The organism is Variovorax raffinosi, from assembly GCF_051216615.1.
Lineage (GTDB): Bacteria > Pseudomonadota > Gammaproteobacteria > Burkholderiales > Burkholderiaceae_C > Variovorax.
Window position 1 is genome coordinate 1 of record NZ_JBPJZR010000004.1, and the last position, 23,659, is coordinate 23,659.

Sequence of the window (23,659 nt, forward strand, 5' to 3'; positions counted from 1 at the left end):
GAAAAACCGTATGACTTCCGTACCTGTAGTCCATACCAGCCACCTCCAGCACCACATCTTGGTGCTAAAGCTGACCGGCTGAAAGCCGGTGGTTTTAACCCTCTGATGGAAAATAAAAAAGCCCTCGTTGCGAGGGCTTGATTCATTCAATTCATCGACCAAAGAAAAAAGGCCCTTTGAAAATCAAAGGGCCTTTTAAATTGGTTGCGCGAGGGGGATTTGGACAGAAGAGCTTGGTACTCATCCCCAGCAGCCGTGCGCGATCCTAGGCAGGATCGGCCGCAGGTCCGCTCGCTCTGCCGTTTGTGCGACCTATTCGGGGTGAGTCACAGGCTCAAGCCCGGCCCCGTTGACGTCTGCAAGCCAACAGCGCCGTCACCCAGCGCGCCACAAGCTGAAGCAGCATGCCGCAGCGGGGTGTCCTGCGAAACAGATTCGCTCGCTTTTTGGCTCACGAGCCGAGCAGCGCCAGCAAACCGCCATGCCGACGCCCAATGCGAAACTGCGAAGCGCTCCGTCCTCAGAATCCGAGACTCGCTACGATACGTAGCTCGCTCGAATTACCCTGATCGCCTCCTGATGCTCAAGAACATCACCAAAAAAATATTGCGCCCGCTCTGGTCGCGCGTACGTCATCGCATCGAACATGTCATTCACTCCCAGACGGTACCGATCGAGCAACGCTCGGCCGACATGGCCGATCGACTCACCCTGATTGAAGCGCGCTTCGCCTCAACTGACGGATGCTCCATGTCGACACCTGAACATTCCGTCCTTTCCAAGCATCATCACCAAGTGGACTCATCGATGATTTGCAGCGTATGTGGCGGCCGCGAATTTGCTGGAAGAAAGATCCTCTGGCAAGGCTTGATTGATGAATGGCAACTGTCGCCTGACGAGGCGGATTACGTCGATCGTCAACAGGGTGAGCAATGCGTCTCTTGTGGCTCGAATCTTCGCTCCATCGCACTTGCGGATGCGATCCGTTCGTGCATGGGCCTACGTGGCACCTTGCGCGAAGCCGCTCAGATGCCGAATACCGGCCCGTTGCGAATACTTGAATTGAACGAAGCAGGCACTCTCACCTCAACGCTTCAACAATTTGCAGGCTACGTGTTCGGCAAGTATCCGGAAGTCGATATGCACGCGATGCCTTACCATGACAACAGCTTTGATATCGTAATTCACTCAGACACCTTGGAGCACGTTCCCAACCCGGTTCATGGACTCGAGGAATGCAGGCGAATCCTGAAGCCTGGCGGTGCACTTTGCTTTACTGTTCCCGTCATTGTTGGTCGAATGACGCGTGATCGATCTGGTCTTCAAAAGAGCTTCCATGGCGATCCATCGACGGCGACTGCCGATCTGGTTGTGCAGACAGAGTTTGGGGCGGATGCTTGGACATTCATCATGCAAGCAGGCTTTCGAAAGGTCACCACTCATACATTGGCGTACCCCGCTGCTACAGCGTTTTCTGCATTCAAGATTTAACTGATGTGCAAATCTTTGGGGTGTCCCGTGTGATGAACAAGTTGCGGACTAACACGCCGGAGAACTAAGAGCGCGCGCTCAATCGCGCGAGAGAGTTGATTCAGCAATACCGATCATTGATCGCAGCTCGGCACTCTGTCTAGGCGCTCCGACCCCGCCGCAGCTTGCGGCGATGCCGAGCGCCACCTGGCGAACTGGGCCGTTCGTCTATAACACCGCTCAAATTCCGTAAAAATGACTAATAGAGCGCCCCCGCGTGACACTCGGCGCACCAGCGTTGGCGCGGCCCGGCATGTCGCCGACCGGGTCGTAAAAACAGATACCCAAAGCGCGCGGGCTCGGTGAGGGTTAGACCGCACGCCCAGGGGCGGGTGGTACGTCAGCGGCTCGGGGGCGCATTGAGAGGGCCGCGCTGAGGCCACTGGCCGCCCCGTGGACGAGCCGAGCTGCACAAACCGGGGTGCGAAGACATGAGGACAAAAACCGCTATGCGCGCCCTCGGGGCTCTGCGGTGAAAAGTTTCAGCCTGTCTTGGCCAGCCGCGGCACTTCTACGAACCGCGCCAGCTCTTCCCCTGCCCAGTCGTTGGGCTCATGGAAGCGCTGCATCGGCGGAAGGATCTCGTTGCCGACGAACACCGCCAGCGCGTCGGGCGCATTGCCAATGCTCCTGGCGTTGGTCAGCACGATGCCCAACAAGCCGGGTGGCACACGGTGAGCAGCGAGCACATCGTCCTTGCTGACGTTCTTGATGGCCGCGAAGTCGTCTTTGGCCGCCACCTCACCGACCGGCATCAGCTTAGGGCCATCGGCCTTGTCCCCTGGCGTATGCAGAAACAAATTGCGGAAATTGCCAGGGCCTTTCGCGCCCTTCAGGGCTTCGCGCAGCGCATCCGCGTCGGCGGTACGGACCAGCGCGTCCGACAGGTACAGGGTGAAGCCTGCGTGCGGGCCGTTAGTGTAGTACTTGCGCCGGAACATCGTGGCTGCTGCGTTGAGCCAAGCCGACTTCAGCGTACTGATGTACATGGGCAAGCCCGTAGATTTCTTGGTTGATATCGTCCTCGCAAAGATGAAACAGCGAGCCGGCCGGAAACTCATGCTCCTGCACCCAGCCGCGCACGAAGAAAAGCTAAAACGGCCTGCCTCTTGCCCGCGCTGAGTGAACTTGGCCAGCACGCGCAGCAGCTTCAGCGCCCGTCCCGTGAGGGCGTGCAACTGCTCGACATAGGCATTGCCGAACACCAGAAAGTCCAGCGCCATGGCTCCGAACGTCGCGCTCGACAGCCGCGGATGGGGCAAGAACATGGCCTTGAGCAGGTTGCGCTTCAGAGGCAGATCGCGGAACCGTGGTGCGGGGACGCACGAAAGGCACTTGCCGGCGCTTCCCAAGGCAGCGGTGGCTCGTACCAGCGGCCATTGAACATGCTCTCATAGTCGAGCAGCTGGATACGGCCCACCGGCTCGTGGTCGCCGAAGCTGAACGCGTGAACGGCGCCGCCATCGCGCTGCGTCATCAGTTCCGACGCCCCGGGCGTGGCCATTGGCACGGTGAGAGTCAAGTGGCGGGACATATTTCCCTTGCGCTTGCTCATCCAAACAATCTCCATGCGAGAGCTACCGCCGACGACGTCGCCGCCCAGTGTTTCGTTGTCGAGCGCGTGCCGTTGCCCACGCAAGATCTGCGCGGCCCGTCGCTTCCGAGCGACCCGAGTCGTAGGTCATACTCCGGCCGCTGGCCATGAGCACGCGCTTGATGGCCATAGAAGCCCCAGCGATGTCGGTTCAACCCGCATCGAACTCCAGCCGCCCCTTGTGGATGACCTGCTGTGCCTGAGCACCAAGCGTCGCTTCACCCCGATACCGTACTGGTAGCTCTTCACCAGGGGAAAGAACTTCTCGACAATCTGGAAAATGCCAGCGCCGAGGCCCGTCTTGCCGATGCCGATGTGCACGACGTTGTATTGCTGCGTGATTCGCTTGATCGCTTCGGCCTGGGCCTTGAAGTCGGAACCCTTGAATTGCTCACGGTGCGAGATGCGGAACTTCCCGCGCGGCACCCGCGGCGGAGCGACCACAACGAATGCCATCGCGTCGCCCTTGTCCGATGGGTCATAGCCGACCCGCACTGGGTTGTTGGCATCCACAGTGGTTTGACGTTGCTCCAGACCTCCCAACTGTCGACCATGGCCTGCATCTGTGTCAGCGTGAACAGTGACAGGCTGTCACCAATGAACTAGTACATGAGCAGGTTCGCGAACTCTTCGAGGTTGTATTCCTCGTGCAGCTCGGCGATGTCGAACAGGTCGAAGCCCATCGCCACGGTGTCTTCCACGGCGACGATGTCGCGCCACTTTCGGTCCAGGCAAAGCGCTCGCGCGCAACGTCTTGTGTGTTGTGTCGACGCGGAGGTGGTCATTTTTTGCCCCCTGGTGCCTGTCGTCGCCTGTTCAGAGGCCGAACGCCTCATACCGCGCAGCTGGACACGCGCTCCATCGAAATCATCGCTCGCCAGTTCATCCAACAGACCATTCAGGATCGACATGAGAACTTGCCTATGCGCCCGGTACAGCACTGGCAACCAAAGTCAGAACAGCACCGTCGATCAGGCGCGTGCCGGCCATGAGCGCGCCGCGCGAAGGGTGGCCCATCGCGACGGTACATGCCGACGAAGGGGTCAGCGGCGCTACGCCAGTGGCCCTGCGCAATGGAGGCAAGGCACTGCTGGCCGACCGTTTCGACGTTCTCATCGTCGAGGGCTTAGACCACATCGCACGGGAGCTGGCCGAGCAGGAGCGCACGGTAAAGCCGCTGGAGCATCGCGGCATCCGCATCATCGGCACGGCCGACGGATACGACTCACAGGCCGACGGTCGCAAGGTGATGCGCATCGCACGCGGCTTGGTCAATCTGCTGGATCTCGATGACCTGTGCAAGAAGACGCACTGCAGCCTGCGTAGCCAGTTTGAGCGCGAGTTTGCCGCCAGCGGCCGGACCTGCGGCTATTCGAGTCAAGAAACGGACGGCGGGCCCTACATCTTCATCGATGCGGATCAAGCGCAGCATGAGCGCTGGATTTATGAGCAGGTTGCCGCCCACGCCACGGTATGCAGCATCGTCTGTGGGCTCAATGCCCGCGTGTGCCGAGCCCGTGCGGCGGTGGCTGGGCCGGGGGTGCACTGGTAGGGAATGCAAAGATGGGCGACGGCCTACTTAACAACGAGAATTACATGGGCCAGCTCGTATGGAACTGTCGCCAGTGGATGAAAGACCCAGGCACCGGCAAGCGCTTGCCGATCGCTCGGCCCCCGAGGAATCGCTGGTGCGCGAGGCCCCCGAGTTGCGCATCATCGATCAGGCGCTATGGGACAAGACCCGGCCAAGGCAACTCACGAGAGGTGAGGGAAAACGCGGACGGCCACACGCCACCTTGTTCGGTAGCCTGCTACGCTGCGAGACCTGTGGCCGCCCAATTATTGTGTTCAACGCCTGCCGCTACGGCTGCAGCGCACACAAGGGCAAGGGTCCAACGTCGTGCGCCAGCGCGGCGATTTGGCGGCACCCGATGTCGACCAGCGTTTGCTGTCGGAGCTTCGCGAGGACCTGCTGAGCCCGACCGCCATAGCCGAAGTGCAGAACGCCGTGCGCCGCTTGCTGGTCGAGCTGGATGGCGGCCACAAGCGCGCGCGGGCTGAAGTGCGCCGGCGCGGCGTCGAACTAGACCGCGAGATTCAGCGCATCGTTGACGCCATCGTGACCGTCGGCGCCAGCGAGGCATTGGCCACTCGACTGCGCGCCGCCGAACTGGAGCACAAAACGCTCGAGGCGACCCTGCCACAGCCCCGGCGCCGCTGGCGGGCGCGAGCGAAATCACAAGCCGGTATCGCCAGCTGATCACGAGCTTGAGAGAGACGCTGAGCGGAGACCCCGCCACAGTTTCAGAAGCCCGCCCGGCCATCGCTGACCTGCTAGGTCAGTGCCACGTTGATGCGAGACACGAGTACCGGCGAGAGCTGGGCGTAAATGAAAAACCCCGCTGAACAACTGCTTTTCGCAGCTGCATCAGCGGGGTCTCCAATGTTGGTTGCGCGAGCAAGATTTGAACTTGCGACCTTTGGGTTATGAGCCCAACGAGCTACCAGGCTGCTCCATCGCGCGGCAAGATGGAATTATATCTTATTCTGCAGCGCCTTGGGCGGCATCTGCTTCTTTAATTTCAGGACGGTCGACCAGTTCGACCAGAGCCATCGGCGCGTTGTCGCCCACGCGGAAACCCATTTTCAGGATACGCGTGTAGCCGCCCGGACGAGCCGCGAAACGCGGGCCCAGATCGGCGAAGAGCTTGACGACGCTGTCGCGGTCGCGCAGGCGGTCGAAGGCCAGGCGCTTGTTGGCGAGCGTGGGCTTCTTGGCGAGCGTGATCATCGGTTCGATGACGCGGCGCAGTTCCTTGGCCTTGGGGACCGTGGTCTTGATGACTTCATGCTCGATGAGCGAATTCATCATGTTCTGCAGCATCGCAAGGCGGTGCGAGCTGGTGCGGTTGAGTTTGCGAAGTCCGTGTCCGTGACGCATGGTGCTTTTCCTTTACTTTATTAAACAGGCAGCCGTATCAGGTACTGCCCGGGCACGAGCCCTCATGGGCTCAATTCAAAAAACAAAAATCAACGCTTGTCGAGGCCGGCCGGCGGCCAGCTTTCAAGCTTCATACCCAAGGTCAGGCCGCGCGAAGCGAGGACTTCCTTGATTTCGTTGAGCGACTTGCGACCCAGGTTCGGGGTCTTGAGCAACTCGTTTTCGGTGCGCTGGATCAGATCACCGATGTAGTAGATGTTTTCGGCCTTCAGGCAGTTGGCCGAACGCACGGTGAGTTCGAGCTCGTCGACAGGGCGCAGCAGGATCGGATCGAATTGCTGAGCGCTGCGCGGTGCCGGTGCATCGAATGCAGCCAGTTCGCCACCTTCGAGCTGCGCAAACACGGCGAGCTGTTCGACCAGGATTTTAGCCGAAGCGCGCACTGCATCTTCAGCAGTGATCGCACCGTTGGTTTCGATCTCGACCAGCAGCTTGTCCAGGTCAGTACGTTGTTCGACGCGGGCGCTTTCGACCGTGTAGCTCACGCGCTTGACGGGCGAGAACGACGCGTCGAGAACGATGCGGCCAATCGACTTGGTCGGCTCGTCGGCGTAGCGGCGCATCGTGCCGGGCACATAACCGCGACCCTTTTCAACCTTGATCTGCATGTCGAGCTTGCCGCCTTGCGACAGGTGCGCGATCACGTGGTCGGGGTTGATGATCTCAACGTCGTGCGGGGTCTGGATGTCCGACGCCAGGACCGGGCCTTCGCCGTCCTTGCGCAGGCTCAGCGTGACTTCGTCGCGGTTGTGGAGCTTGAACACCACGCCCTTGAGATTCAGCAGGATGTTGACGACATCTTCCTGCACGCCGTCGATCGACGAGTACTCATGCAGAACGCCAGCAATCGTGACTTCGGTGGCCGAGTAGCCGACCATGGACGACAGCAGAACGCGACGCAGCGCGTTGCCGAGCGTGTGGCCGTAGCCGCGCTCGAAAGGTTCGAGCGTGACCTTGGCCTTGTTGGGGGCAAGTTGCTCGACCTGGATGGTCTTGGGTTTCAGCAGGGTGGTTTGCATGCAGACTTCCTCTCAATACCCCCGGCTCGTTACACCGGTAAGGCTGGTGAAGCACCTGACCCGCGGCAAGGCACGGGGCAGGAACGTGAACAACAATAACAATCTCCCGCACGCGCCACAGGGCGGGTGCGGGTAGAAAAAATCAACGCGAATACAGTTCGACGATCAGCGATTCGTTGATGTCGGCGGCGAATTCGTCGCGATCGGGGACCTTCTTGAAGGTGCCTTCAGCCTTGTCGGCGTTCACATCGACCCAGGCCGGAATACCGACTTGCTGGGCGAGTTGCAGTGCTTCGACAATGCGGTTCTGCTTCTTCGACTTGTCGCGCACGGCGATCACGTCACCGGTCTTGACCAGGTACGACGGGATGTTGACCGACTGGCCGTTCACCGTGATCGCCTTGTGCGACACGAGTTGACGTGCTTCAGCGCGGGTCGAGCCGAAGCCCATGCGGTAGACGACGTTGTCCAGGCGCGATTCGAGGATGAACAGCAGGTTGGCGCCGGTGTTGCCACGGCGGCGGTCAGCTTCTTCGAAGTAGCGGCGGAATTGCTTTTCCAGCACGCCGTACATGCGCTTGACCTTCTGCTTTTCACGCAGTTGCAGACCGTAGTCCGACGTGCGCTGACCCGAAGTGCGACCGTGCTGGCCGGGCTTGGAATCGAACTTGGCCTTGTCTTGAATGGAGCGACGGGCGCTCTTCAGGAACAGGTCGGTGCCTTCACGGCGGGAAAGTTTGGCCTTGGGGCCGAGGTAGCGTGCCACGATTCTTCCTTTATGTATCTGCCGCAGTTGCCTGCGGGAGCCATCTGCGAGATGCGAATGGCGGTGGGCTTAGTTAAAAAACAAATGCGCAGCCGCTCGAAAGCTGGCTGCGCCTTGCAGACTGACGATCAGATGCGGCGACGCTTCTGGGGACGGCAGCCGTTGTGCGGAACGGGCGTCACGTCGGCAATGGAGTTGATCCGGATGCCGAGCGCAGCCAGTGCGCGCACCGACGATTCGCGACCGGGGCCCGGGCCCTTGATCTCGACGTCGAGGTTCTTGATACCTTGTTCGACAGCAGCACGGCCGGCAACTTCGGAAGCCACCTGCGCAGCGAACGGCGTCGACTTGCGCGAGCCCTTGAAGCCCTGGCCACCCGACGAAGCCCACGACAGGGCGTTGCCCTGGCGATCGGTGATCGTGATGATGGTGTTGTTGAACGAGGCATGCACGTGGGCGATACCGTCCGCAACGTTCTTGCGAACCTTCTTGCGAACGCGCTGTGCGGCGTTGTTTGCAGGTGCTTTAGCCATGCTGGTCTATCCTTATTTCTTCAGGGACTGCGCGGCCTTGCGCGGACCCTTGCGGGTGCGGGCATTGGTGCGCGTGCGCTGGCCGCGCATCGGCAGGCCGCGACGGTGACGGAAACCGCGATAGCAACCGATGTCCATCAAACGCTTGATGTTCATCGTCGTTTCGCGACGCAGATCGCCTTCGATCGTGAACAGAGCGATCTGGTCACGGATCTTCTCGAGATCGCCGTCGGTCAGATCTTTGATCTTCTTCGAATATTCGATGCCGCTCGCTTCGCAGATTTGACGGGCGCGGGTGCGACCGATACCGAAAATGGCGGTCAGGCCGATTTCAGCGTGCTTGTGCGGCGGGATGTTGATGCCAGCAATACGTGCCATGTGCGTCCTCTAATACTCTTCAATCAACCCTGGCGCTGCTTGTGGCGCGGGTCGGTGCAAATCACACGCACCACACCTTTACGGCGGATGACCTTGCAATTACGGCAGATGGTTTTGACCGAAGCCGAAACTCTCATTTCATTCTCCTAAAACTGTTTAACGTGGCGGCCTACCGCCCGGACTCAATACTGAAACTCACAGCCCTACGATGTCTTGAAGTTGGCCTTCTTCAGCAGCGATTCGTACTGCTGAGACATCATGTAGTTTTGCACCTGGGCCATGAAGTCCATCGTGACGACCACGATGATCAGCAGGGAGGTACCACCGAAGTAGAACGGCACGTTGTACTTCAGGATCAGGAACTCGGGCAGCAGGCAGACGAAGGTGATGTACACCGCGCCAGCCAACGTCAGGCGAACCAGAATCTTGTCGATATAGCGAGCGGTCTGGTCACCCGGGCGAATGCCAGGAATGAATGCACCACTCTTCTTCAGGTTGTCGGCCGTTTCCTTGCTGTTGAACACGAGTGCCGTGTAGAAGAAGCAGAAGAAAACGATCGCAGCGGCATACAGCAGCACGTAGATCGGCTCGCCCGGACGCAGTGCGCCGGCAATGTCCTTGATCCAGCGGAAGCCACCTTCACCGGTGCTGAACCAGCCAACCACCGTTGCGGGCAGCAGGATGATCGACGAAGCGAAGATCGGAGGGATCACGCCAGCCATGTTCAGCTTCAAGGGCAGGTGCGACGACTGGCCGCCATAGACCTTGTTGCCAACCTGGCGCCGCGCATAGTTCACGAGGATCTTGCGCTGACCACGTTCGACGAACACCACGAAGTAGGTGACCAGCACCACCACCGCGACGATGAAGAGCGCAATGATGACGTTCATGGCACCGGTACGCACCAGCTCCAGCAGTCCACCGATGGCGTTGGGCAAACCGGCTGCGATACCTGCAAAGATCAGGATCGAGATGCCGTTGCCCAAGCCGCGTTCGGTGATCTGCTCGCCGAGCCACATCAGGAACATCGAACCAGCCGTCAGGCTCACCATGGCGGTCAGGCGGAAGCCGAAACCGGGGGCGATGACCAGACCGGCCGACGATTCGAGGGCCACTGCGATGCTGAACGACTGGAACAGGGCCAAGCCGAGTGCGCCATAGCGCGTGTACTGCGTGATCTTGCGGCGACCGGCCTCGCCTTCCTTCTTCAATTGCTCGAAGGTCGGAAGCACGTAGGTCATCAACTGCATGATGATCGACGCCGAGATGTACGGCATGATCCCCAACGCGAACACGGTGAAGCGCGACAGCGCCCCGCCCGAGAACATGTTGAACAGGCTCAGAATGCCGCCCTGCTGGCCCTGGAACAACGCTGCCAGCTGGTCCGGGTTGATACCCGGCACAGGAATGTGCGCGCCGACCCGATAGACCACGAGCGCGAGCAGCAAAAAGACGAGCCGACGACGGAGGTCGCCGAATTTGCCTGTTTTTGCGATCGTTGCCGCGTTAGTTGCCACGAAGAACTTCTTTCAGTCCGAAGGTGATCAGGCGATGCTGCCGCCGGCTGCTTCGATCGCAGCCTTGGCACCAGCGGTTGCGCCCACGCCCGTCAGCTTGACGGCTTTGGTGAGTTCACCGGTCTTGATGATCTTGACGACCTTGGCGAGCTGGCCCACGAGGCCGGCTTGCTTGAGTGCCAGAACATCCACTTCGGCCAGGCCGAGCTGCTCGAGAGCAGTCAGCGTGACTTCGGCGTTGAACTTCAGCAGGTGCGACTTGAAACCACGCTTGGGCAGGCGACGTTGCAGCGGCATTTGGCCGCCTTCGAAACCAACCTTGTGGAAACCGCCAGCGCGCGACTTCTGACCCTTGTGACCGCGACCAGCGGTCTTGCCGATACCGGAGCCGATACCGCGGCCAACGCGACGCTTTGCGTGCTTGGCGCCGGCTGCCGGCTTGATGCCATTGAGTTCCATATCAGTCTCTCTTACAGAACTTTGACCAGATAACTGATCTTGTTGATCATGCCGCGCACCGCCGGGGTGTCTTGCAGCTCGCTCACGCTGTTGATCTTGCGCAGGCCGAGGCCACGCACGGTCGCGCGATGCGATTCCTTGGTGCCAATCGGGCTCTTGACCAATTGCACCTTGAGGGTTTGTTGTTGCGTCGTCATTTGAATGCTTCTTTCAGGCTTGCGCTCAAGCGAAGATTTCTTCGACGGTCAGGCCACGCTTGGCAGCCACTGCGGACGCGGTCGTCGAGTTCTTCAACCCGTCGAGCGTGGCGCGAACCATGTTGTAGGGATTCGACGAACCATGGCTCTTGGCCACGATGTCGGTGATGCCCATGACTTCGAAGACAGCGCGCATCGGGCCGCCGGCGATGATGCCGGTACCCTTCGGTGCGGGGATCATGACGACCGAAGCGGCGCCATGGTGACCCGTCACGCGGTGGTGCAGCGTGCCGTTCTTGATCGAGATCTTGGCCAGGTTGCGACGGGCTTCTTCCATTGCCTTCTGCACGGCAGCAGGCACTTCCTTCGACTTGCCCTTGCCCATGCCGACGCGGCCTTCGCCGTCGCCCACCACGGTGAGTGCTGCGAAACCGAGAATACGACCACCCTTCACCACCTTGGTGACGCGGTTGATCGCGATCATCTTCTCGCGCAAACCGTCTTCAGGGCCTTCGTTCTGCGTTCTTGCTTGAATCTTTGCCATTTTGAATCTCGTGTCCGGTTAGAACTGCAGACCGGCTTCGCGAGCCGCCTCGGCCAGCGCCTTGACGCGGCCGTGGTATGCGAAACCTGCGCGGTCGAAGGCGACCTTCTCGACGCCGGCAGCCTTCGCCTTTTCAGCGATGCGCTTGCCGACGGCGGTGGCTGCAGCGGCGTTGCCGCCCTTGCCCGAACCGCCGAGCGAGGTACGCACTTCGGCTTCTGCCGTCGATGCGCTTGCAATCACCTTGGTGCCGTCGTCGGAGATGACGGTGGCGTAGATGTGCAGGTTGGTACGGTTCACCGTCAGACGGGCCACACCCTGCGTCGCGATGCGAATGCGGGTCTGGCGCGAGCGGCGAAGGCGCTGTGCTTTTTTGGTCAACATCATTTTGCTGCCCCTTACTTCTTCTTGGTCTCTTTGATCACGATCTTCTCGTCCGAATAACGGATGCCCTTGCCCTTGTAAGGCTCAGGCGGACGAACAGCGCGGATCTCAGCGGCGATTTGACCAACGCGTTGACGGTCAGCGCCCTTGATCAGGATTTCGGTCGGGGTCGCGGTGGTCACCGTGATGCCCTGGGGCATTTCGATGTTGACCGGGTGCGAGTAACCAACCAGCAGATTCAGCTTGGCGCCGGACGCCGCAGCCTTGAAGCCGACGCCGACCAGGTTGAGCTTCTTCTCGAAGCCCTTGGTCACGCCAACAACCATGTTGTTCACCAGCTGACGGATCGTGCCGCTCATCGCATTCGCTTCACGCGACTCGTTGGCGGGTTCGAAGTTCAGCTTGCCGTCATTGCTGACGACCTTGACCAGTGCATTGCGTTGCAGGACGAGCGTGCCGCCCGTACCCTTGACGCTGATCTGGTCTTCCTTGATCGACACATCCACGCCAGCGGGGATGGTGATCGGCATTTTTCCTACTCGGGACATTTCAGTAACTCCTCGATGTCTCGGTTAGGCGACGTAGCACAGGACTTCGCCACCGACACCGGTAGCGCGCGCCTTGCGGTCGGTCATCACGCCCTGGGGGGTCGTGACGATCGCAACGCCGAGGCCGTTCTGGACTTGCGGAATGGAAGCACTGGCCTTGTAGACACGCAGGCCAGGGCGGCTCACGCGCTCGATGCGCTCGATGACCGGACGGCCAGCGTAGTACTTCAGGACAATTTCAAGCTCGCTCTTGCCAGCTTCGGTCTTGACTTGGAAACCGTCGATGTAGCCTTCGTCCTTCAGGACTTGTGCGATCGCGATCTTCACCTTGGAAGAGGGGACCGACACAGTGGGCTTCGCCACCATCTGCGCGTTACGAATACGCGTCAGCAGGTCGGCAATGGGATCACTCATGCTCATGTTGTTTGCTCCTGCCTGGCTTACCAGCTGGCCTTGGTGACACCGGGGATGTCGCCAGCGAAAGCCAGTTCACGGATCTTGGCGCGAGCCAGACCGAATTGACGGAAGGTACCGCGCGGACGACCGGTGATCGCGCAACGGTTGCGTTGGCGGGTCGGGTTCGCGTTGCGCGGAAGCTTTTGCAGACCCAGACGAGCAGCTGCGCGCTCTTCGTCGGTCTTCTTCACGTCGTTGGAAGCTGCCTTCAGTTCTGCGTGCTTCGCAGCGAACTTGGCAACCAGCTTGTCGCGCTTGAGTTCGCGCTGGATCAAAGATTGTTTAGCCACAGTTCGCCTCAGTTCTTGAACGGGAAACGGAAACCAGCCAGAAGCGCCTTGGCTTCTTCGTCGGTCTTGGCCGTCGTCGTGATGCTGATATTGAGACCGCGCAAGGCATCGACCTTGTCGTACTCGATTTCAGGGAAAATGATCTGTTCCTTGACGCCGATGTTGTAGTTGCCACGGCCATCGAACGCACGGCCGGAGATGCCGCGGAAGTCGCGAACACGCGGCAGCGCGATGGTCACGAAACGGTCCAGGAACTCATACATCTGCACGCCACGCAGCGTGACCATGCAGCCGATCGGCTGGTTTTCGCGGATCTTGAAACCGGCGATAGCCTTCTTCGACTTGGTGACCACGGGCTTTTGGCCGGCGATCTTGGTCAGGTCGGCGACAGCATTGTCGAGAACCTTCTTGTCGGCGACTGCTTCACCCACACCCATGTTCAGGGTGATCTTGGTGAGGCGGGGGACCTGCATCGGCGACTTGTAGCCGAACTTTTCCGTCAGGTCTTTCGCGATCTTTTCGCGATACTGTTGTTGGAGACGTGCCATGTGAGTACCTCTTAGGCGAACTTGATTTCGTCGCCGCTCGACTTGAAGACGCGAACAGCCACGCGCTTGCCGTCAGCACCCTGGGTGATCTTGATGCCCACGCGATCGGCCTTGCCGGTCGCGGCATTGAAGACCGCCACGTTGGATTGGTGAATAGGCATGGACTTCTCGACGATGCCACCGGTCGTACCCTTGAGCGGGTTCGGCTTGGTGTGCTTCTTGACGAGGTTCAGGCCGTCGATGACGACGTGCGAGTCATCCTTGCGAAGCGTGACAGTGCCGCGCTTGCCCTTGTCACGACCGGCCAACACGATGACCTGGTCGCCTTTGCGAATCTTGTTCATGGCGTTGTTGTCCTTACAGAACTTCAGGAGCCAGCGACACGATCTTCATGAACTTTTCAGTGCGCAGCTCGCGCGTCACCGGTCCGAAGATGCGGGTGCCGATAGGCTCCAGCTTGGCGTTGAGCAACACTGCTGCGTTGCCGTCGAATTTCACGAGCGAGCCGTCAGCGCGACGGATGCCCTTGGCGGTGCGAACCACCACTGCACTGTAGATCTCGCCCTTTTTGACGCGACCACGTGGAGCACATTCCTTGATGCTGACCTTGATGACGTCGCCCACGCTGGCATAACGCCGCTTGGAGCCACCGAGCACCTTGATACACAGGACGGATTTCGCGCCCGTGTTGTCGGCCACTTCGAGCCGGGATTCAGTTTGGATCATTTCTTGATATTCCCAACTTGTACCGATGAACTTCCAGGAGGGAAGCACCGCGGTCAGTCTTGGGCCCGTCGTTGGCACCTCGAACCACTCGAGGCACTTCCGCTTTGGGCTGAAAGCTTCGCCTTTTGGAAGCGAAGCCCGCGATTGTTGCACGCACTTGTGCCGATGTCAACAACCCCATTACACCACCACGCAGTGCCACTAGACTTCGGGGCGTGCGCACCACAGTGAATTTCCCCTCGCCGCTCCCGCTACGCCCCATGCGCCGGCGCCTCCTGGCGGGCGGAGCCGGGCTGCTGGCGCTGGGCCTGGCTGGATGCGGGAGCGCCACCCCGCATCCGGACCCCGGCCGCCTGCGGCGCATTGCTGAAGCGCGATGGCCGCACCGCCTTTCCATAGAGGGCACCACCGCCGGCGGCCTCTCGGGCATCGACTACGACCCGGTGCGAGGTGAGTACCTGCTCATCAGCGATGACCGATCAGACCTGGCGCCCGTTCGCTACTACATCGCCCGTTGGCCTCAGCCGGAGGCGGCGCCACCCGCTCCCACGGGCGTGGTGTTGTTGCAACGCCCCGGCGGCGGCCCTTGGCCAAGTCGCCGCCAGGCCATCGACGGACTCCCGGTCCCGGACCCCGAAGCCCTGCGCCTGCGGCCCGCCACCGACACCTTGCTCTGGACCAGCGAAGGCGACATTGCCCGCGGTTTCGGCCCCGCACTGTATGAATCAGCGCGCGATGGCCGCTTCTTGCGCGAATTCGCCCTGCCCGCGATGTTCACCCCCGATCCGGCGCAGCGCAGCGGCCCACGCGACAACCTGACGTTCGAGGGCGTGACGCTCACGCCCGACGGCCGCTTTGCCTGGCTGGGCATGGAAAACGCCCTGATCCAGGACGGCCCCATGCCGACCATCGGCGCGCCGGGCGGCCCCTGCCGCTTCACCCAGCTCGACCTGGAGACCGGCAAGGTCACCCGCCAGATCGCCTACGTGCCGGATGCGATCCCGCTGCGGCCGCTGGTCCCGGGCACCTACGCCGACAACGGCGTGAGCGAGATCCTCATGCTCGACGCCCACCGCATGCTGGTGCTGGAGCGCGCCTACGCCGCCGGCACGGGCAATTCGCTGCGCCTCTATGAAATAGACACCCGCGCGGCCAGCGACGTGCTGGCCGTCGATGCACTGGCGCCCGGCAACCATCGGCCCGCCGCCAAGACCCTGGTGGCCGACTTCGCCGCGCTGGGCCTGTCCCGCCTCGACAACACCGAAGGCATGTGCTGGGGCCCCACGCTGCCCAATGGCAAGCGCATGCTCGTGGTCGTGAGCGACGACAATTTCAATCCCCTGCAAGTCACCCAGTTCGCAGCCTTCGAATACACCGACCGACCATGACCATCGCCGTCACCTTCCTGCCCCGCACCGCCCCCTCACCGCTACCCCCCATCGCCTTCGTTGGCGGCGGCAACATGGCGAGCGCCATCATTGGCGGACTGATCCAGCAAGGCGCCCCGGCGGACGCGTTCGAGGTGGTCGAGCCCTTCGAGGAGGCCCGCACGAAGCTGGCGCAGTCTTTCGGCATCGTGGCGAAGGCGGAGGCCAGCGAAAGCCTGGCGCGCTGCGCCGTCGTGGTGTGGGCGGTGAAGCCCCAGACCTTTGCCGATGCCACCAAGCCCGTGCGCGCATTCGCCGCGAACGCCTTGCACCTGAGCGTGGCCGCGGGCATTCCGTCCGACAGCATCGCCCGCTGGCTCGGCACCGAGCGCGTGGTGCGCGCCATGCCCAACACGCCCGCGCTGGTGGGCAAGGGCATGACCGGCCTTTTTGCGCGGCCCGCCGTCGCGAGCGCCGACAAGGCGCTGGTCACTCAGTTGCTGACCCCCACCGGCGAGCTGATCTGGGTCGATGCCGAACCCGCGCTCGACGCCGTGACCGCCATGTCGGGCTCGGGCCCGGCCTACGTGTTCTATTTCATCGAGGCCATGACCGAGGCCGGCGTCGAGATGGGCCTCACGCCCGACCAGGCCCAGCGGCTGGCCATCGGCACCTTCACCGGCGCCTCAGCGCTCGCGCACAGCGCGACCGAGCCGCCCTCGGTGCTGCGCGAGCGCGTGACCTCCAAGGGCGGCACCACCTACGCGGCGATCACCTCGCTGCAGGGCGCGGACGTCAAGGCGCAGTTCAAGACCGCGATCCGTGCGGCGCAGAAGCGCGCGGCCGAGCTGGGCGAGGAATTCGGCCGCGGCTGAACCGAAGGTAGGTCAGTCCGCAGGCCGGGCGGCTTCCACGGCCCGCAGGCTGCGCGAAAGCAGTGGCAGCAGCGACGCCGCCATCAACAGCGCGGGCACGATGCCGAACAGCCACATCATCGCGGCGAGCGCGGACGCCGGCTGCGCAACCGCCTGGCCGGTCGAGGGAATGAAGCCGCTCCAGCCCAGCACCAGCCCCGACAGCATGGCGCCCAGCGCCAGCCCGATCTTTTCCCAGCCGACCCACACGCCCGTGAACGCGCCGTCGCGGTTCTTGCCGCTGTGCCGCCGGTGCACGTCGATCACGTCCGGCAGCAGCGAAAAGCCGAAGACCTGCCCCGCCGAAAAGCCGATGCCCGCCAGCACCGCCCCGATCACCAGCACGGCCATCGACGTCGACAGGCCCAGCACCGACACCAGGAAGCCGACCACGCCGATGCAGGTTCCCAGCACGAAGCAGGTGCGCTTGGGCAGGCGCCGCGCCACCATCGACCAGAGCAGCATCGCGATCACGCTCGCCAGCGTCATCACGCCGAAGTACAGCGCGAGGAAGTTGCCGCCCAGCGGGCTCAGGTACTTGCCCACGTACGCCAGCATGGTCGAGTTGGCGCTCTGCGCCAGCATCTGCAGCCCGTAGGCCAGCGCCAGCATCACGAAGGCCCGCTCGCCCAGCACCGTGCGCAGTTGCGCCGGCAGGCTCGTGGCATCGGTCGCGCCCTGCAGCAGCGGCATGCGGCGCGTGCCGAGCACGGTGACCAGCATCGCGATGAGGCACAAGGCGCCCACACCCCACCCGACCACGCCATAGGCCTTCGCTGTGCCGCCCAGCGCCTTCAGTACCTCGGGCCAGCCCACAGCGGCGATCAGCAGGCTCAGACCCAGGAAGCCCATGCGCAGCGCGACGAGGCGGGTGCGTTCATGCCGGTCGCCGGTGATCTCGCCGAGCAGTGCGGTGTAGGGCACGCTGAACAGCGCATAGCCCGTCGTCGCCAGCACGAACATGACCGTCACGTAGACCCAGCGGGCCTGCGGCGTGTCGAGCGCCGGCACGTTGAACACCAGCGCGATGCCGCTCGACAGCAGCACCGCGCCCAGCAGCATGAACGGATGGCGCCGGCCCCAGCGCGTCTCGGCGCGGTCCGAACGCAGCCCGATGTACGGGTCCGTCAGAAACTCCCACAGCTTGGGCAGCAGCAGCGTGAACGACGCCCACGCCGCCGCGATGCCCAGGTGGTCGGTCATGAAGAACAGCAGAAAAAGCTGCGGCACCACCAGGAAGCTGCCGGTGCCCAGCGTGGCGAACCCATAGGCCACGCGCACGCGCAAGGCCAGCGGCTGCGTGGCCGCGATCGGTGTGGTGGTGGTCATGCGGGCCTCGGTTCGGCGGGGAACACGGCAAGCGTCTCGCGCCTCGCCACGGCAGCGCAGGCCCGCGCCTTGAGCGCCAGCCGGTCGACCTTGCCGATGGGCAGCATCGGCAGCTCGCGCACGACCTCGATGTGCTTGGGCAGCTTGTAGTTGGCCAGCCGCTCGCGCAGCGCGGCCTTCAGTGCGCCGGGGCTGTCGTCCGGCTGCTGCGTGACGACGAAGGCGTAGCCCACCTCGACGTACTCGTCGTCCGGCACCGACACCACCACGGCCATCGTCACCGGCGCCAGCGCTTCCAGTGCCTGCTCGATCTCCAGCGGATACACGTTGTAGCCGCCCGACTTGAACATCTCCTTGCTGCGCCCCACCAGCTTCACCCGGCCTTCGGGCGTCACGACGGCGATGTCGCCGGTGCGGAACCAGCCGCCTTCCGCAAAGGCCTCGGCGGTTGCATCGGGGCGCTGGAAATAGCCGGTGAAGAGCCAATCGCCATGAAGCTGGATCTCACCGGCCGTGCCCTTGGGGCAAGGGCGACCCGCACTGTCCGCCACGCGCCATCCGATGCGCGAATCGAAGCGGCCGACGGTGCCGGCGATGGTCTCGGCGTCGTCGTCCATGTCGGTGAAGGTCGAAAAACCCATCGCCTCGGTCAGCCCGTAGCCGTTCATCACGGGCCGGCCCGTCACCTCCTGCAGCAGCCGAACCAGCGGCAGTGGCGGCTGGTTGCCGGCCAGGATGATCTTCTGCAGGCTCGAATAGTCGGTGCTGCGAAAGCGCGGCGAACGGCTGACGGCAAGGAACATCGCAGGCACGCCGCCGATCATGGTCAGGCGATGCGTCTCGATGGCCTGCAGCATCGCGTCGGGGTCGAAGTCGGGCTGAAACACCACGGTCGTGCCCGTCACCACGCAGTTGGTGCACAGGTCCACCACGCAGCCGACGTGATTGACCGGCAGGTTGCACAGCGTGCGCCCCTGCCCCTCGACACCGAAGTGCGCCGGGTCGTTGGTGACCGGCGCGATGAACACGATGCCTCGGTGCGTGAGCTGCGCGCCCTTCGGCGTGCCGGTCGTGCCCGAGGTGTAGACCAGCAGCGCCGTGTCCTGCCCGCGCACGGCGTCGCGCGCCGCCTGCAGCCGCTCGGGTGCCACGTCCTTGCCGGTCTTCGCGAAGGCATCGAGCCTGCGGCCGGACACGACCCAGCAACTGCCTTCCGCGCGCTCGGCCAGCGCCTCGATCTTTCGCACATGCGCCGGTTCGTCGTCGAGCAGGCCGAACAGCAGCGTGGGCCGGCAGTCGGCCATGATCACCGCGAGTTCCGCCTCGGTGTACTTGGGGTTCAGGCCCACGTAGATGCCGCCGACGCTGGAGATGGCGAGAAACAGCGCCATGAATGCGGGGCAAGGCTTGGCATAGACGGCGACGCGCTGGCCCGGCGTGAGTCCATGCGCCAGCAGGGCGCTTGCCAGCGCATCGACCCACGCCTGCGCCTGGGCGAACGAGATGCACTGGTCATCCGCCACCCAGGCGTCGGTGTCGGCGCGGGTGCGCGCGTGGTGCGCCAGCCAGGCGTCGGCGCGGGGCAGGTCAGTCAACGGCATGGTCCGGCTCCCCGCTTTCGGTCAACGCACGCGGCCCCAGGAAGAACAACCAACTGGCCGCCAGCGTGACGGTGCCGTCTTCCATCTCGAGCAGCACGTCTTCCTTCAGCAGGAAGCTGTCGTTGGGCCTGGGCGTGACTTCCGAGATGCGCACACGCGCCCTAAAGCGCGCGCCGACCGGCATCGGCCGCACGAAGCGCAGCTTGTCGAAGCCGTAGTTCAGCGCATGGTTCATGTCGAAGGACACCAGCGTGCGCATGGCCTCGCCGCTCAGCTTGATGAGGTGCGACACCTGGAAGAAGCCCTGCACGATCGTGCCGCCGTAAGAGGCCTCGCGGGCCGCGCGCTGCGGATCGAGATGAATCCATTCGCCAGTGCCGTCGCCCGACAGATCCGCATAGCGGTCGACCATGTCCTGGGTGATGCGGTGCCACTCGGACACGCCCTCCTGGCCGATCTTCTGTTGCATCCGGGCCAGCGCGGCGGCGGTCGATGGCGATGTTGCGGCTGTCTGCATGGGGTCTTCGTCTCCTGTGATTTTTCCGAATCCACATAACACTTGTTATGTTTAGTGGAAAATATAACAAGCGTTATGTAGATGCGCAATAGGGACTCGTCAGACAGGCATCCTCCTGTAGAGTCGTCGCACACCGGAGAGCGTTACCTTGGGAAAGACAGCAGAAGCACAGACACCGAAGCCACAGGCCGACAGGCGCGAAGCCATCGTCCACGCTGCCTGGCGCATGGCCGCCACGGGCGGACTGGCCGCGGTCACGATCCGCTCGATCGCCGGCGAGATCGGGTTCACCACCGGCATCGTGATGCATCACTTCCCCACGAAGGAAGCGATCCTGGAAGAAATGATCGAGCGCCTGTACCGGGGCCTGTTCGACGACTACCGCGCCGCCATCGAGCGCGCGCCGGCCGGCCGGCGGCTGGAACGCATGTTGCTGTCCTGCCTGCCGCTCAAGCCCCACACCGCCTTCGGCTGGAAGCTGTCGATCGTGCTGCAGAGCGAAGCGCTGCGTTCGCCCGTCATCGCGAAGATGCAGCAACGCCACTACCGCGTGTACGAAGACGACATGATGCAAGAGCTGGTGCGGCTGCAGGCCGACGGGCAGATTCCCGCGAAAACCGACCTCGGCTTCGCCATGTCGAGGCTGATCGCACTGGTGGAAGGCATCGGCGCCACCTACGCGCTGAGGCCGCGCGCCATGCCGATCAAGCTGCAACGCCAGCTCGTGCTCGACGAACTCGAGCGGCTGCAGGCGCCGCCGCGCGGCTAGCGAATCGCGTAGCCGGCCACGATACCGACGAACACCGCGAAGCCCAGCCAATGGTTCTCGCGGAAGGCCTTGAAGCAACCTTCGCGCGTGCGCTCGCGGATCAGGCGCCAGTGCCAGAACGCCTGCGCCACGGCCACGGCGATCCCCACGTAGAACAGCACGCCCAGCGAGCGGCTGGCACCGGCCCAGATCCAGACCGCCAGGAAGATCGCGTAGCTCAGCATCACCGCCGCCACGTCGAAGCGGCCGAAGGTGATGGCCGATGTCTTCATGCCGATCTTGAGGTCGTCGTCGCGGTCGACCATCGCGTATTCGGTGTCGTAGGCCAGCACCCAGAACAGGTTGCCCGCAAGCAGCAGCCAGGCGAACCACGGCACCGTCGACTGCACGGCCGCGAACGCCATCGGAATGCCGAAGCTGAAGGCGATGCCCAGCACCGCCTGCGGGATCGACACGTAGCGCTTGGCGTAGGGATAGATCAGCGTGATGGCCAGTGCCGCGAACGACCACAGCACCGTCGTGCGGTTGGTGGTGAGCACGAGCCCGAAGGACGCCAGCGCCAGCACCACGCCAAGGCCCAGCGCTTCCTTGACCGACATCGCGCCGCTGGTCACGGGGCGCTGGGCGGTGCGCTTCACATGGCGGTCGAACTCGCGGTCGGCCACGTCGTTCACGCAGCAGCCTGCGCTGCGCATGAGGAAGGTGCCGAGCGTGAACACCACGATCAGGTGCCAGCCCGGCCAGCCATCGGCGGCGAACCAGAGCGCGCCCAGCGTGGGCCACAGCAGCAACAGCCAGCCGGCGGGGCGGTTCCAGCGGATCAGGTCGAGGTAGAGCGCAAAACGACGGGCAAGCATGCGGGTGGCCGAAGAGGCAGACGAAAAAAGAGCGGCCATTGTGCCGCTCTTGGTGGGGTGCAAGGACCGGGGTGCGCTCAGTCTTCGAGCAGCGAACGCAGCATCCAGGCCGTTTGATCGTGCACGGTGCAGCGCGCGGTCAGCATGTCGGCCGTCGGATCGTCGCCGGCTTCTTCGGCCACGGGGATGAATTCGCGCGCGATGCGCGACACGGTCTCGTGGCCCTTCACGAGGATGCGCACCATCTCCATGGCCTTGGGCGGGGTCTGCGGCACGTCGGGCACGGTGGCGATCTTGCTGAACTCGGCGTACGAGCCCGGCGCGTAGTGGCCCAGGGCGCGGATGCGTTCCGCGAGCACGTCGGTCGAGTTCCACAGTTCGGTGTACTGGCCCATGAACATCGCGTGCAGCGAGTTGAAGTGCGGGCCCGTCACGTTCCAGTGGAAGTTGTGCGTCGTGAGGTACAGCGTGTAGGTGTCGGCCAGCACGCGGCTCAGGCCTTCGGCGATGGCCGCGCGGTCCTGGCGTTCGATGCCGATGTTGATGATCGGTGCGTTGCGGCTGCCGGACTCCTGCGCGACCACGGCACCGCCCTTCTTGGGCACCTTGCCGGCGGAGGAAGCAGACGACGATTTCTTCGAGGCTTTGGCCATGGCGAGAACTCTTTCTTCAAGTTGGGAGTGAACGAGTGATTCTCGAAGCCGCGCTGCGGCTTCGCAACAGCCTCACTCTATCCCAGCGATGAGCGATTCAAAACAGCCGCCACGTAGGCCGACTCCTCGAATCTCTATGAGAGACGCTTGACGCCCGGCAGCTCGCACGCATAGATCGCGTTGCGCAGCGCCGCAATCGCTTCATAGCGCGTGAAGGTGCGCCGCCATGCCAGCACCACGCGGCGCGTGGGCGGATCGCGGTCGTGCGCGTCGCGCACCGGCAGGTAGCGCACCATCTGCTCGGAGTCCTTGCGGCCCTTGCCCTTGGGCTTGAGCGCCTCGGCCGGCACCGACAGGCGCGGCACCAGCGTCACGCCCATGCCCGAGGCCACCATGTGCTTGATGGTTTCGAGCGAGGAGCCCTCGAAGCTCTTGCGGATGCCTTCGGCATTGCTGGAGAAGCGCGCGAACTCGGGGCACACCTCGAGCACGTGGTCGCGAAAGCAATGGCCGGTGCCCAGCAGCAACATGGTTTCGTTCTGCAGCTCTTCGGAGGTGATCGATTCGCGGTCGGCAAACTTGTGCTTGGTGGGCAGTGCCGCCATGAAGGGCTCGTCGTACAGCGGCGCCATTGCCAGGCCGGTGTCGGGGAAGGGCTCGGCCATCACGGCGCAGTCGATCTCGCCGGCGCGCAGCATCTCCAGCAGCTTGGCGGTGAAGTTCTCCTGCAGCACCAGCGGCATCTGCGGCGTGCGCGCGATCACCTGGCGCACCAGGTCGGGCAGGAGATACGGCCCGATGGTGTAGATCACGCCCAGGTTCAGCGGGCCGGCCAGCGGGTCTTTGCCGCGCTTGGCGATTTCCTTGATGCTGGCGGCCTGGTCGAGCACGCTTTGCGCCTGCTGCACGATCTGCTCGCCGAGCGGCGTGACGGTCACTTCGCCGGCACTGCGCTCGAAGAGCTTGACCTCGAGCTCGTCCTCGAGCTTCTTGATGGCCACCGACAGGGTCGGTTGGGAGACGTAGCAGGCCTCGGCCGCCTTGCCGAAGTGCCGTTCGCGGGCTACTGCGACGATGTATTTGAGTTCGGTGAGAGTCATAGCTTGCGTCAATTATGCGCAAGGGTGTGTGACCCGGCTTGAACGGGGTCTAAGCGGCCAGC

General features: G+C 63.0%; 31 protein-coding genes, 1 tRNA gene and 1 pseudogene. 6 read left to right on the forward strand and 27 right to left on the reverse strand.

Translation table 11 applies throughout. The features are described from left to right. The first annotated feature begins 579 nt into the window (after window positions 1-579). Window positions 580-1,491, forward strand: coding sequence for a class I SAM-dependent methyltransferase (locus tag ACSFB7_RS14080; RefSeq protein ID WP_435471057.1), 912 nt, complete (start codon window positions 580-582; stop codon window positions 1,489-1,491). Window positions 1,492-2,012: 521 nt separating this feature from the next. Here the strand turns inward: ACSFB7_RS14080 and ACSFB7_RS14085 are convergent. From ACSFB7_RS14085 to ACSFB7_RS14095, 3 genes and pseudogenes are all read right to left on the reverse strand, one after another. Further along, window positions 2,013-3,085, reverse strand: a pseudogene (locus tag ACSFB7_RS14085) (phage portal protein). 126 nt (window positions 3,086-3,211) lie between these two features. Beyond that, entirely contained in the window at window positions 3,212-3,637 is a 426-nt protein-coding gene (locus tag ACSFB7_RS14090) for a phage terminase large subunit family protein (protein ID WP_435471059.1), read from the reverse strand. Window positions 3,638-3,726: 89 nt separating this feature from the next. Next, window positions 3,727-4,035: a hypothetical protein gene (locus ACSFB7_RS14095; protein ID WP_435471061.1), complete on the reverse strand. Its 309-nt coding sequence runs from the start codon at window positions 4,033-4,035 to the stop codon at window positions 3,727-3,729. A gap of 77 nt (window positions 4,036-4,112) precedes the next feature. Here ACSFB7_RS14095 and ACSFB7_RS14100 point away from each other — a divergent pair, with 77 nt between their 5' ends. Together ACSFB7_RS14100 and ACSFB7_RS14105 are read left to right on the forward strand one after the other, a co-directional pair. After that, entirely contained in the window at window positions 4,113-4,676 is a 564-nt protein-coding gene (locus ACSFB7_RS14100) for a recombinase family protein (protein WP_435471063.1), read from the forward strand. A gap of 348 nt (window positions 4,677-5,024) precedes the next feature. Further along, a complete protein-coding gene (locus ACSFB7_RS14105; protein ID WP_435471065.1) occupies window positions 5,025-5,384 on the forward strand; it encodes a hypothetical protein in 360 nt (119 codons plus the stop codon). A gap of 187 nt (window positions 5,385-5,571) precedes the next feature. Here ACSFB7_RS14105 and ACSFB7_RS14110 read toward each other — a convergent pair. The 18 genes from ACSFB7_RS14110 to rplN form a co-directional block, all read right to left on the reverse strand. Further along, a tRNA-Met gene (locus ACSFB7_RS14110) sits at window positions 5,572-5,648 on the reverse strand. 18 nt (window positions 5,649-5,666) lie between these two features. Then, window positions 5,667-6,065, reverse strand: a complete 399-nt coding sequence (rplQ, locus tag ACSFB7_RS14115) for a 50S ribosomal protein L17 (RefSeq protein ID WP_093243007.1) — start codon at window positions 6,063-6,065, stop codon at window positions 5,667-5,669. 89 nt (window positions 6,066-6,154) lie between these two features. After that, window positions 6,155-7,144 carry a DNA-directed RNA polymerase subunit alpha gene (locus ACSFB7_RS14120; RefSeq protein ID WP_093059385.1) on the reverse strand — a complete coding sequence of 330 codons (990 nt, stop codon included), beginning with the start codon at window positions 7,142-7,144 and terminating at the stop codon, window positions 6,155-6,157. Window positions 7,145-7,286: 142 nt separating this feature from the next. Further along, on the reverse strand, window positions 7,287-7,910 hold the full coding sequence (gene rpsD / locus ACSFB7_RS14125; RefSeq protein ID WP_009124826.1) for a 30S ribosomal protein S4: 624 nt from the start codon (window positions 7,908-7,910) through the stop codon (window positions 7,287-7,289). A gap of 128 nt (window positions 7,911-8,038) precedes the next feature. Then, a complete protein-coding gene (rpsK, locus tag ACSFB7_RS14130; RefSeq protein WP_009124825.1) occupies window positions 8,039-8,443 on the reverse strand; it encodes a 30S ribosomal protein S11 in 405 nt (134 codons plus the stop codon). Between the two features lie 12 nt (window positions 8,444-8,455). Beyond that, window positions 8,456-8,821 (reverse strand): 30S ribosomal protein S13, encoded by a 366-nt coding sequence (gene rpsM / locus ACSFB7_RS14135; RefSeq protein WP_093243005.1) that lies wholly within the window; start codon window positions 8,819-8,821, stop codon window positions 8,456-8,458. Window positions 8,822-8,844: 23 nt separating this feature from the next. Then, the gene (gene rpmJ / locus ACSFB7_RS14140; RefSeq protein WP_013544106.1) at window positions 8,845-8,958 is read right to left on the reverse strand and encodes a 50S ribosomal protein L36; all 114 of its coding nucleotides are present in this window, start codon (window positions 8,956-8,958) and stop codon (window positions 8,845-8,847) included. Between the two features lie 66 nt (window positions 8,959-9,024). After that, complete coding sequence (secY, locus tag ACSFB7_RS14145) at window positions 9,025-10,338, reverse strand: preprotein translocase subunit SecY (protein WP_435471067.1); 1,314 nt, start codon at window positions 10,336-10,338, stop codon at window positions 9,025-9,027. Window positions 10,339-10,365: 27 nt separating this feature from the next. After that, entirely contained in the window at window positions 10,366-10,797 is a 432-nt protein-coding gene (rplO, locus tag ACSFB7_RS14150) for a 50S ribosomal protein L15 (RefSeq protein ID WP_013544108.1), read from the reverse strand. Window positions 10,798-10,808: 11 nt separating this feature from the next. Then, window positions 10,809-10,994, reverse strand: coding sequence for a 50S ribosomal protein L30 (gene rpmD, locus ACSFB7_RS14155; RefSeq protein ID WP_124464540.1), 186 nt, complete (start codon window positions 10,992-10,994; stop codon window positions 10,809-10,811). 25 nt (window positions 10,995-11,019) lie between these two features. Continuing rightward, window positions 11,020-11,538 (reverse strand): 30S ribosomal protein S5, encoded by a 519-nt coding sequence (gene rpsE, locus ACSFB7_RS14160; protein ID WP_013544109.1) that lies wholly within the window; start codon window positions 11,536-11,538, stop codon window positions 11,020-11,022. An 18-nt stretch (window positions 11,539-11,556) separates the two neighbouring features. Next, window positions 11,557-11,922 carry a 50S ribosomal protein L18 gene (gene rplR, locus ACSFB7_RS14165; protein ID WP_042577535.1) on the reverse strand — a complete coding sequence of 122 codons (366 nt, stop codon included), beginning with the start codon at window positions 11,920-11,922 and terminating at the stop codon, window positions 11,557-11,559. Between the two features lie 14 nt (window positions 11,923-11,936). Further along, window positions 11,937-12,470 (reverse strand): 50S ribosomal protein L6, encoded by a 534-nt coding sequence (gene rplF / locus ACSFB7_RS14170; protein ID WP_187112765.1) that lies wholly within the window; start codon window positions 12,468-12,470, stop codon window positions 11,937-11,939. A 24-nt stretch (window positions 12,471-12,494) separates the two neighbouring features. Continuing rightward, on the reverse strand, window positions 12,495-12,890 hold the full coding sequence (gene rpsH, locus ACSFB7_RS14175; RefSeq protein WP_013544112.1) for a 30S ribosomal protein S8: 396 nt from the start codon (window positions 12,888-12,890) through the stop codon (window positions 12,495-12,497). Between the two features lie 20 nt (window positions 12,891-12,910). Further along, complete coding sequence (gene rpsN / locus ACSFB7_RS14180) at window positions 12,911-13,216, reverse strand: 30S ribosomal protein S14 (protein WP_187112766.1); 306 nt, start codon at window positions 13,214-13,216, stop codon at window positions 12,911-12,913. 8 nt (window positions 13,217-13,224) lie between these two features. After that, on the reverse strand, window positions 13,225-13,764 hold the full coding sequence (rplE, locus tag ACSFB7_RS14185; protein ID WP_187112767.1) for a 50S ribosomal protein L5: 540 nt from the start codon (window positions 13,762-13,764) through the stop codon (window positions 13,225-13,227). Window positions 13,765-13,775: 11 nt separating this feature from the next. Then, window positions 13,776-14,108, reverse strand: coding sequence for a 50S ribosomal protein L24 (rplX, locus tag ACSFB7_RS14190; RefSeq protein WP_435471070.1), 333 nt, complete (start codon window positions 14,106-14,108; stop codon window positions 13,776-13,778). A gap of 13 nt (window positions 14,109-14,121) precedes the next feature. Beyond that, window positions 14,122-14,490: a 50S ribosomal protein L14 gene (gene rplN / locus ACSFB7_RS14195; RefSeq protein ID WP_068630284.1), complete on the reverse strand. Its 369-nt coding sequence runs from the start codon at window positions 14,488-14,490 to the stop codon at window positions 14,122-14,124. A 260-nt stretch (window positions 14,491-14,750) separates the two neighbouring features. On the opposite strand from rplN, the gene ACSFB7_RS14200 reads away from it, so the two are divergent. Both ACSFB7_RS14200 and proC read left to right on the forward strand, forming a co-directional pair. Further along, window positions 14,751-15,878 (forward strand): esterase-like activity of phytase family protein, encoded by a 1,128-nt coding sequence (locus ACSFB7_RS14200; protein WP_435471072.1) that lies wholly within the window; start codon window positions 14,751-14,753, stop codon window positions 15,876-15,878. After that, the gene (gene proC, locus ACSFB7_RS14205) at window positions 15,875-16,732 is read left to right on the forward strand and encodes a pyrroline-5-carboxylate reductase (protein WP_435471074.1); all 858 of its coding nucleotides are present in this window, start codon (window positions 15,875-15,877) and stop codon (window positions 16,730-16,732) included. The genes ACSFB7_RS14200 and proC overlap by 4 nt, the downstream gene beginning before the upstream one ends. A gap of 12 nt (window positions 16,733-16,744) precedes the next feature. Here the strand turns inward: proC and ACSFB7_RS14210 are convergent, their stop codons facing one another. From ACSFB7_RS14210 to ACSFB7_RS14220, 3 genes are read right to left on the reverse strand one after another with little or no spacing between them, the layout of a single operon-like run. Next, window positions 16,745-18,100, reverse strand: a complete 1,356-nt coding sequence (locus ACSFB7_RS14210) for an MFS transporter (RefSeq protein WP_435471076.1) — start codon at window positions 18,098-18,100, stop codon at window positions 16,745-16,747. Further along, complete coding sequence (locus tag ACSFB7_RS14215; RefSeq protein ID WP_435471078.1) at window positions 18,097-19,701, reverse strand: class I adenylate-forming enzyme family protein; 1,605 nt, start codon at window positions 19,699-19,701, stop codon at window positions 18,097-18,099. Before ACSFB7_RS14215 ends, ACSFB7_RS14210 begins: the two co-directional genes overlap by 4 nt. Continuing rightward, the gene (locus ACSFB7_RS14220; RefSeq protein ID WP_435471080.1) at window positions 19,688-20,218 is read right to left on the reverse strand and encodes a MaoC/PaaZ C-terminal domain-containing protein; all 531 of its coding nucleotides are present in this window, start codon (window positions 20,216-20,218) and stop codon (window positions 19,688-19,690) included. Before ACSFB7_RS14220 ends, ACSFB7_RS14215 begins: the two co-directional genes overlap by 14 nt. Before the next feature lie 148 nt (window positions 20,219-20,366). Here ACSFB7_RS14220 and ACSFB7_RS14225 point away from each other — a divergent pair, with 148 nt between their 5' ends. Beyond that, entirely contained in the window at window positions 20,367-20,987 is a 621-nt protein-coding gene (locus ACSFB7_RS14225) for a TetR/AcrR family transcriptional regulator (protein WP_435471082.1), read from the forward strand. Here the strand turns inward: ACSFB7_RS14225 and ubiA are convergent. From ubiA to ACSFB7_RS14240, 3 genes are all read right to left on the reverse strand, one after another. After that, complete coding sequence (gene ubiA / locus ACSFB7_RS14230) at window positions 20,984-21,844, reverse strand: 4-hydroxybenzoate octaprenyltransferase (protein ID WP_435471084.1); 861 nt, start codon at window positions 21,842-21,844, stop codon at window positions 20,984-20,986. The genes ACSFB7_RS14225 and ubiA overlap by 4 nt on opposite strands. Before the next feature lie 77 nt (window positions 21,845-21,921). Then, window positions 21,922-22,497, reverse strand: a complete 576-nt coding sequence (locus ACSFB7_RS14235; RefSeq protein ID WP_435471086.1) for a Dps family protein — start codon at window positions 22,495-22,497, stop codon at window positions 21,922-21,924. A gap of 134 nt (window positions 22,498-22,631) precedes the next feature. Further along, window positions 22,632-23,597 carry a LysR substrate-binding domain-containing protein gene (locus ACSFB7_RS14240; RefSeq protein ID WP_435471088.1) on the reverse strand — a complete coding sequence of 322 codons (966 nt, stop codon included), beginning with the start codon at window positions 23,595-23,597 and terminating at the stop codon, window positions 22,632-22,634. Between the last annotated feature and the right edge of the window lie 62 nt (window positions 23,598-23,659).